This is a genomic window from Thauera linaloolentis 47Lol = DSM 12138 (assembly GCF_000310205.1).
Taxonomy (GTDB): Bacteria; Pseudomonadota; Gammaproteobacteria; order Burkholderiales; family Rhodocyclaceae; genus Thauera; species Thauera linaloolentis.
In genome coordinates this window covers 1-8,430 of sequence record NZ_AMXE01000116.1, presented here as the reverse complement: position 1 = coordinate 8,430, position 8,430 = coordinate 1, and the positions used below count along the sequence as shown (strand labels likewise).

The 8,430-nt window shown below is 66.9% G+C and carries 6 protein-coding genes and 1 other RNA gene; 4 read left to right on the top strand and 3 right to left on the bottom strand.

Features of this window, described 5'->3' with window-relative positions; translation table 11 throughout:
• The coding region (gene dnaX, locus C666_RS17740) for a DNA polymerase III subunit gamma/tau (protein WP_004346136.1) at nucleotides 1–1,151 on the bottom strand (1,151 nt) is incomplete at its 3' end.
• 169 nt (nucleotides 1,152–1,320) lie between these two features.
• Here dnaX and cfa point away from each other — a divergent pair.
• The 3 genes from cfa to C666_RS17725 all read left to right on the top strand — a co-directional run bounded on the left by cfa (nucleotide 1,321) and on the right by C666_RS17725 (nucleotide 5,962).
• Nucleotides 1,321–2,532: a cyclopropane fatty acyl phospholipid synthase gene (gene cfa / locus C666_RS17735; RefSeq protein ID WP_211206778.1), complete on the top strand. Its 1,212-nt coding sequence runs from the start codon at nucleotides 1,321–1,323 to the stop codon at nucleotides 2,530–2,532.
• A gap of 116 nt (nucleotides 2,533–2,648) precedes the next feature.
• The gene (locus tag C666_RS17730; protein WP_004346132.1) at nucleotides 2,649–3,551 is read left to right on the top strand and encodes a ZIP family metal transporter; all 903 of its coding nucleotides are present in this window, start codon (nucleotides 2,649–2,651) and stop codon (nucleotides 3,549–3,551) included.
• A 197-nt stretch (nucleotides 3,552–3,748) separates the two neighbouring features.
• On the top strand, nucleotides 3,749–5,962 hold the full coding sequence (locus C666_RS17725; RefSeq protein WP_004346130.1) for a TonB-dependent hemoglobin/transferrin/lactoferrin family receptor: 2,214 nt from the start codon (nucleotides 3,749–3,751) through the stop codon (nucleotides 5,960–5,962).
• A gap of 72 nt (nucleotides 5,963–6,034) precedes the next feature.
• On the opposite strand, the gene ffs is transcribed toward C666_RS17725, so the two are convergent.
• An RNA gene (gene ffs / locus C666_RS19965) (signal recognition particle sRNA small type) lies at nucleotides 6,035–6,133 on the bottom strand.
• Nucleotides 6,134–6,178: 45 nt separating this feature from the next.
• A complete protein-coding gene (locus C666_RS17720) occupies nucleotides 6,179–7,870 on the bottom strand; it encodes an AMP-binding protein (protein ID WP_004346128.1) in 1,692 nt (563 codons plus the stop codon).
• A 247-nt stretch (nucleotides 7,871–8,117) separates the two neighbouring features.
• On the opposite strand from C666_RS17720, the gene C666_RS17715 reads away from it, so the two are divergent.
• On the top strand, nucleotides 8,118–8,430 hold a 313-nt coding region (locus C666_RS17715), incomplete at its 3' end, for a nitroreductase family protein (RefSeq protein ID WP_004346126.1).

Sequence of the window (8,430 nt, the reverse complement as noted above, 5' to 3'; positions counted from 1 at the left end):
GCCGGCGCCAGGCCGCGCCCCTGCCCGCTCCCCGGCGGCGCCACGCCGGGGCCACCGAGCGCGGCGGGCTGCTCGGGGCGGAAGGCGTGCAGACGCAGCAGGGTCATCGTGAAGCCGGTGTACTCATCGGGCGCCAGCGCCAATTCGTCGCGCCCATGGATGGCGATCTGATAGGCCAGTTGCAGGAACTCGGCATCGAAGGCAGCGACATAAGCGCCGATGCGCTCACGCTCCGCATCTTCGGCGATGGCTTCCGGCGCGTATTGCGCAAGCGCGATCCGATGGAGCATCGTCGCCAGCGACTGCAGCGCCGCATCGAAGGACAGGCTGCGCGCCTCCATGCCGTCCGCGACGGCCACCAGCCCGGCCACGCTGCCCGCCGCCAGCGCATCGAGCACTGCATACAGGTGGTCGTCCCCGACCGTGCCCAGCATATGGGTGACCTGCTCTTCCTCGACCTTGCCCGCGCCATGCGCGATCGACTGATCGAGCAGCGACAGCGCGTCGCGCATCGAGCCATTGGCCGCCTTCGCCAAATGGCGCAGCGCGCCGGGCTCGAACGGCACCGCCTCAGCCTGCAGGATGCGCGTGAGGTGGTCCACGATGTGGCCGGGCGGCATCTGCTTGAGGTTGAACTGCAGGCAGCGCGACAGCACGGTGACGGGGATTTTCTGCGGATCGGTGGTGGCGAGGATGAACTTCACATGCTCCGGCGGCTCTTCCAGCGTCTTCAGCATGGCGTTGAAGGCGTGGCCCGTGAGCATGTGCACTTCATCGATCATGTAGACCTTGTAGCGTCCCTGCACCGGCGCATACACCGCCTTGTCGAGCAGCGAGGCCATATCGTCGACACCGCGGTTCGACGCCGCGTCCATCTCGACATAATCCGGAAAGCGGTCGGCGTCGATCGCGCGGCACGCATCGCACACGCCACAAGGCTCGGCGGTGACGCCGGTCTCGCAATTGAGCGCCTTGGCCAGGATGCGGCTAATCGTGGTCTTGCCGACGCCGCGCGTGCCGGTAAACAGCCAGGCGTGGTGCAGCCGGCCGGTGGCGAGCGCATGCGTCAGCGCACGCACGACGTGCTCCTGACCGACCAGCGTACCGAAGGACTTCGGCCGCCACTTGCGTGCGAGGACCTGATAGCTCATGGCGGGCGATTCTAGCAGAGCGGCGTGCCTCGGCCCGCGGCGATCGCAAGGCCGGGATCGATCGCCCCACCCGATGCCGCTCATTGCCCGAGTCCATTTGAGCTATCGGCCGCCTGATCCTATCGTTCACTCACGGGCCAGCGCTTTCCGGCCCGCATGCGAGGAGCAGATGATGGAGCAGACGCGCAACGGACCCGCCCCGCCTTCCGCAGACACCCGCACGAAAGCCCCGCACAGGCCGGGCCCACTCGACCCCGCGCTGAGCGCAATCGCGGTGCTGCTCGCCGAGGCCGACATCGAGATCGGCGGGGAGCGGCCGTGGGACATGCTCATCCACCATCCGCAGACTGCCGACCGCATCCTCGCCCGCGGCAGCCTCGGACTCGGCGAAAGCTACATGGATGGCTGGTGGGACTGTGCGCAGCTCGACGAATTCATCGCCCGCGTGCTCATCGCCCGCCTCGACGAGAAGGTGGGCGCCACCGCACTGATGGTGCAGGGCCTGCGCGCGCGACTGTTCAACCTGCAGAACATGCGCCGCACCTGGAAGGTCGGCCAGATGCATTACGATCTCGGCAACAACTTCTTCGAGGCCATGCTCGACGGCCATCTCGCCTACACCTGCGGCTACTGGGCACAGGCCGATACCCTGGAGGATGCGCAGACCGCCAAACTCGACCTCATCTGCCGCAAGCTCCGCCTGGAGCCCGGTATGCGCCTGCTCGACATCGGCTGCGGCTGGGGGAGCCTGATGAAGTTCGCCGCGGAGCGCTACGGCGCCGACTGCATCGGCCTGACGATCTCGCGCGAACAAGCCGAACATGGGCAGATGCGCTGCAGCGGCCTGCCGGTGGCCTTCCGCCTGCAGGACTACCGCCAGTTCGACCGCGACGACAGCGAACGCTTCGATCGCATCGCCTCCATCGGCATGTTCGAACATGTCGGCCACAAGAACCACCGCGCTTTCTTCAAGATCGCCCGCCGCCACCTGAAGGAAGACGGCCTGTTGCTGCTTCACACCATCGGCAAGAACCGGCGCCGCAACCCCATCGACCCCTGGATCGAACGCTACATCTTTCCCAACGGCGACCTGCCCTCGCTGGGCCAGATCGCCGACAGCAGCGAGAACGGCTTCATCACCGAGGACGTGCACAATTTCGGCGCCGACTACGACCGCACGCTGCTGGCTTGGCATGCGCGCTTCGAGGCGGCATGGCCGCACTTCGCCACGCGCTACGGCGAGCGCTTCCGCCGCATGTGGCGCTACTACCTGCTCGCCTGCGCCGGCACCTTCCGCGCGCGCAGCAATCAGCTATGGCAGGTGGTACTGTCGCCGCGCGGGGTCGTCGGCGGCTATCGGCGGCCATCCGAATCATGTTAGTGATCTATAGATATCATTTCATCGTTCAATTTTAACTATCCAACTACAGCACCCATACTGGACTCACAGCCGCCCGCATCGGCGGTGCCCTTCCCCTTCGGCAGAGGAGTCCGATCATGGTCGAGAGAGTCGCCCGCCTGCACTTCCGCCCCGCCAGTCCGGCTGGCGCCCTGCGCGCGCTCAGTGGCTGGCTGATCGCCCTCACCGGTATCGCCGTGCTGCTGACACAGGCGGTACGTGGCTTCGAGGGTTTCGAGCTGCCGCTCTCCGGCGCACTGGCGGGCGGTGCGATGGCCGCCGCGGCGACCGCGCTGGGCGCCGTGCCGCTGCTGGTGATGCGCCGCATCGGCGCCGGCGTGCAGGGCATGCTGTTGGGCTTCGGCGCCGGCGTGATGTTGGCGGCAAGCGTATTCTCGCTGCTGCTGCCGGCCGTCGCGGCGGCACAGGCGCAAGGGCACTCGGACGCGGTAGCCGCGATGCTGGCTGCAGCGGGCATGGCGATCGGCGCCGCGGCCCTGCTCGCCCTGGATCGCGCCCTGCCTCATACCCACGCACCGGACGGCGCACGCAGCGGCGCGGCCGTATGGTTGTTCGTGTTCGCGATCGCGGTACACAACATCCCGGAAGGGCTCGCGATCGGCGTTGCCTCCGGCCTGAACGGCATCGCGCCGGGCGGCGGCAGCGCCGTCGCCACCGGCATCTCGCTGCAGAACGTACCGGAAGGCCTGATCGTCGCGATCGCCCTGGTCGCCGCCGGCTACGGCCGCCTGTTCGCATTCGGCGTCGCCGCGGTGTCCGGCCTGATCGAGCCGATCGCTGCGGTAGCGGGCTCGATGATGGTATCGGCCTCGGCGGCGATCCTGCCATGGGGGCTGGCCGGGGCCGCCGGAGCGATGCTGTTCGTGGTCAGCCATGAGATCATCCCCGAATCACACCGCCGCGGCCATGAAACGCTTGCCACCGGCGGGCTCATCGCCGGTTTCGTCGGCATGATGCTGATGGACAGGCTGCTGGGCTAGGCAAGACAGGTACGGCCCCCGGCGCCGGATCAAGGAGCCGTCGCCGCCCGGACATCCGGGGCGCAGGAACGGAAACGGACGGAACACATCCGCGCCCTACGCAAATCCATTAAAGCAAATTAATTTGATTATCATTCTCAACAACAATACATTCGGGGGCACACGTCCGTACCGCCACTTTTGCCAGGAACGCCCCCATGCCTCCACGTCCCCCCCTTACCCTCAAGCCCTTGATCGGCTTGCTGCTGCTCGGCCCCTCCCTGGCGCTGGCCGAAACGCCGGTCAGGCTGCAGAACGTCGAAGTAACCGCCACCGCGGATGATGCCGTCCTGCCGACCGCCACCAGCACCGATGCGGAAACGCTGGAGAAACGCTTCATCCGCAGCTTCGAGGATCTGGGCCGCCGCGCCGAACCGGGCGTCAACTTCAATCGCGACAATCAGAGCATCAACATCCGCGGCCTGGACCGCGACCGCGTGCACACCACAGTCGACGGCATTCGCGTCCCCTGGTTGAACGACTCCATCCGCGGCGTATCGGGCGGGCTCGACGCCATCGATTTCCAGAGCCTGTCGGCCATCGACATCGTTCGCGGCGCAAACTCCAGCCAGGCCGGCTCGGGCGCGCTCGGCGGTGGCGTGCGCCTGTTCACGCTCGCCCCGGAGGACCTGCTGGGCGACGGCAAGACATTCGGCAGCCTGGTGAAGGCCGACCATGACAGCGCCGACGGTAGCCGGGGACTGAATGCGGCGCTCGCCGGGCGTTTCGGCGACACCTCCTGGCTGATCCAGGCCGGCCTGCGCAGCGGCCACGAACTGGAAACCCGCGGCAGCACAGGCGGCTACGGCAATCTGCGGACCGAGGCGCTGCCGGCCGATCTCGACCAGCACAACGCCCTGATCAAGCTCCGCCAGCGGCTGGCGGGCGGGCACCGGCTGGGCCTGACCGCCGAGTTGTTCGAGCGCGAGAAGGAAATCGACAACCGCATCAACCAGGGCACGCTCAACACGAGCTCCCCCCAGTACGCGCTGGGCCAGAATGAATCGACCGAAAACAACGAGCGCAAGCGCGTGTCGATCGACCATCTCTATACGTCCCCGGACGGCGGCACGCTGGTCGACAGCGCCGAAACCATCGTCTACTGGCAGAAGATCCGCCGCGAGGATCGCCAGCGGGCCTACCGCCTGGGCACGGTGGCCGGTCCGTTCGGGCGAACCAACGAAATCGAGAAGGTCCAGTACGGGCTCACCTCCACGCTGTCGAAAAAGCTCGCCAACCACGCCCTGGCCGTGGGCGCGGAATGGAGCAGGACTACCGCAGAGCAATACAGCGCCGGCTACGACAATTGCCCGCAGCCGCTGCGGCCGCCTCCCGCCACCCCGTTCGGCCTGTATTACTCCTGCCTGAACCTGCACACCAACCAGGCGGAGATGCCCAGGACGCCGGGCACCGCGTGGGCGGTTTTCCTGAGGGACGAGATCGCGCTGAACGACACCTTGCACCTGACGCCCGGCCTGCGCTACGACAGCTACCGCTTCGACCCCCGGCGCACCAGCGGCTACGTGCAGAACGACAACGCCCGGATTCTCAGGGACAACGAAGACTCCAAGCTGTCGGGCAGCCTGCTGCTCACCTGGCAGGCCACCGAGCAGGCGATGTTCTACGCCCAATGGGCGCAAGGCTTCAAGGCGCCGGACGCCAACGAGCTATACACCACCTTCATCAACTCCGGAGTGGGCTATGCCCAGATGGGCAACCCCGACCTGAAACCGGAGGAAAGCAACGGCTACGAAATCGGCGCACGCCTGGGCGACGACAAACTCGGCGGCTCGCTGAGCCTGTTCGACAACCGTTACCGGAACTTCATCGACACCATCTCCGCAAACCCCGAGGACTATGGACTGTCCCCCGGCGATTTCGCCTACGGTGTCGGTGCGCTGGGCAACCGCGACAAGGTCCGCATCTACGGCGCCGAGGCAGCGGTGCACTGGGCGTTCGCCGCTCACTGGAAACTGTGGGGTTCCGTGGCATGGGCCGTCGGCAAGGACCGCGAAACGAAGCAGCATCTCAATTCGATCGCGCCGCTCACCGGCATCGTCGGCCTCGGCTATGAGCGCAGCCATTACGGCGCCAATCTGCTGCTGACCGCCGCCAGGGCACGCAACAAGGTGGAGGACGATGCCGTTGACCTCAGAACACCCGGCTACGGCGTGGCCGATCTGACCGGCTACTGGCAACCGGCGGCGCTGAAAGGCGTCCGGCTGCATGCCGGCCTGTTCAATCTGTTCAACAAGAAATACTGGAATGCGCTGAACATGCCCGATGGCAGCGCCGTCGGCACGCGCCAGCCCGACGACTACTACAGCGAGCCGGGCCGCAGCTTCCGGATCGCGCTTTCCTGGCAGCACTGAACGCCGCTCCGCTGACCCGGTCCGAAAAAAAGCCGGATGCCCCACATGGGGTATCCGGCTTTTGCATGTCAGGGTGGCGAGCCCGACCCCCGGCACTTGCAGGGAACGGCTGTGGCTGCTGCCTTCCGGCCCTGACCAGGTTCACCGCGCTGCAATGCGGGGAGACCCGCCACGGCCGGCATTGTAGCAGCATGCCAGCCACGTGGGGCTTCCGTCTCAGCTCTTGAGTTCGGGGAAGTCGTCCTCGAAGAACTCGAGTTCGCCGCGCGCGCCCTCGCCGCGCGCCGCTTCGGCCTTGCGCAGCTCGACGCGGCGGATCTTGCCCGAGATCGTCTTGGGCAGATCGGCAAACGACAGGCGGCGGATGCGCTTGTACGGCGCCAGCCGCTCGCGCGTGAAGGCGAAGATGTCCCTGGCCAGTTCCCTGCTCGGCTCCTGCCCCGCGACCAGGATCACGAACGCCTTCGGCACCGCCAGGCGCAACACGTCGGGGCTCGGCACCACCGCGGCCTCGGCCACCGCCGGATGCTCGATCAGGACGCTTTCCAGCTCGAACGGGCTGATGCGGTAGTCCGAGGCCTTGAACACGTCGTCCGCGCGCCCGACGTAGGTGATGTAGCCCTCGGCGTCGATGCTGGCGACGTCGCCGGTGCGGTAGTGGCCATCGCGCATCACTTCGGCGGTCTTAGCCGCATCGCCCTCATAAGCGACCATCAGCCCGACCGGGCGGTCCTCCCCCAGCAGCAGCGAAACCTCGCCCTCGTCGACCGGGTTGCCGTCGGCATCGAGCAGCGCGATCCGGTAGCCGGGCAGCGGCCGGCCCATCGAACCGGGCTTGAGCGGCTGGCCCGGCGGATTGCCGATCTGCGCAGTGGTCTCGGTCTGCCCGAAGCCGTCGCGGATGGCGATGCCCCAGGCCTTCTTCACCTGCTCGATGACTTCCGGGTTCAGCGGCTCGCCGGCGCCGATCAGTTCGCGCAGCCGGGTCTTCACCGCGGCCAGGTCCTGCTGGATCAGCATGCGCCACACGGTCGGCGGCGCGCACAGCGTGGTGACTTCGTACTTCACCAGCACATCGAGCAGCGCCTTGGCGTCGAAGCGCCCATAGTTGTACAGGAACACGCAGGCACCGGCATTCCACGGGGCGAAGAAGCAGCTCCAGGCGTGCTTGGCCCAGCCCGGCGAGGAGATGTTCATGTGCCGGTCATCGGGCTGGAGCCCGATCCAGTACATCGTCGACAGGTGGCCCACCGGATAGGACTGGTGGGTGTGCAGCACGAGCTTGGGCTTGGAGGTCGTGCCCGAGGTGAAATACAGCAGCAGGGGATCGTCCGCCCGGGTGATCCCGTCCGGGGTGAAGGCGTCGGACTCGGCGGCGGCGTCCTCGAACGCCTTCCAGCCGGCCGGCGCGCCGCCCACCGCGATACGGGTGAAGCTGCCCGGCAGATCCTCGAACTTGTCGGTGTGGGCCTTGCCGATGACCACGTGCCTGACCTGCCCGCGCTCGACGCGATCGACCAGATCGTCCGGGCTGAGCAGCGTGGTGGCGGGGATCACCACCGCGCCGAGCTTGATCGCCGCGAGCATGGTCTCCCACAGCGGCACCTCGTTGCCGAGCATGATCAGGATGCGGTCGCCGCGCGCGACGCCCTGCTTGCGCAGCCAGTTGGCGACGCGGTTCGAGCGCGCCGACATCTCGGCGAAGCTCAGCTTCGACTCGCGGCCATCCTCCTCGATGATCCACAGCGCCGGCTTGTCGTTGCCTCTGGCCAAGGCGTCGAAATAATCCAGCGCCCAGTTGAACGTCTTCAACTGCGGCCACTTGAAACCGGCATAGGCCGTGGCGTAGTCGCTGCGGTGTTGCAGCAGGAAGTCGCGCGCAGCGACGAATTCGGCAACAGCATTCATCATCGTGTCTCCTCTGATTGTTGTATCGAAACCATCGTCAGCCATGCGGGCCGAAGAAGCCCGCGGCAGACGATATTACGTTGACGTTAACGTAATTAATGCATCGAGATCAAACCCTCGATCCGCCCACGGGCGCCAGGGCCTATGGCGGCGGCGGTGCCGCTCCCGGGGCAAGCCCGGGCCGCGCGTCGGACCGCAACCGTACCTCACTATACTTGCAGCCTTGCAACGACAAACGGAGTACCCCATGTCCCTTGCCCAGCAACGTCTGCGCGCCCGCTATGGCGCCAGCGGGGGCGCCCTGCCCGAGGCGGCCTGCTCGCAGTTGATCGAACAACTGCTCGATCACCGTTCGGTACGCGCCTACCTGCCCGACCCCGTCGGCGACGACATGCTGACGGCCATCATCGCCGCAGCCCAGTCAGCGGCCAGTTCGTCCAATCTGCAGGCCTGGAGCGTGGTCGCCGTGCGCGACCCGGCCACGCGCGCCGCGCTGGCCGAATGTGCGGGCGGCCAGACCCATGTCAGGGATGCGCCGCTGCAACTGGTGTGGCTCGCCG

Excerpts from the sequence above, each read along its gene's own strand:
- cfa (WP_211206778.1), top strand. The coding sequence starts at position 1,321 with ATGATGGAGCAGACGCGCAACGGACCCGCCCCGCCTTCCGCAGACACC.
- C666_RS17725 (WP_004346130.1), top strand. The coding sequence starts at position 3,749 with ATGCCTCCACGTCCCCCCCTTACCCTCAAGCCCTTGATCGGCTTGCTG.
- C666_RS17730 (WP_004346132.1), top strand. The coding sequence starts at position 2,649 with ATGGTCGAGAGAGTCGCCCGCCTGCACTTCCGCCCCGCCAGTCCGGCT.
- C666_RS17720 (WP_004346128.1), bottom strand. The coding sequence starts at position 7,870 with ATGAATGCTGTTGCCGAATTCGTCGCTGCGCGCGACTTCCTGCTGCAA.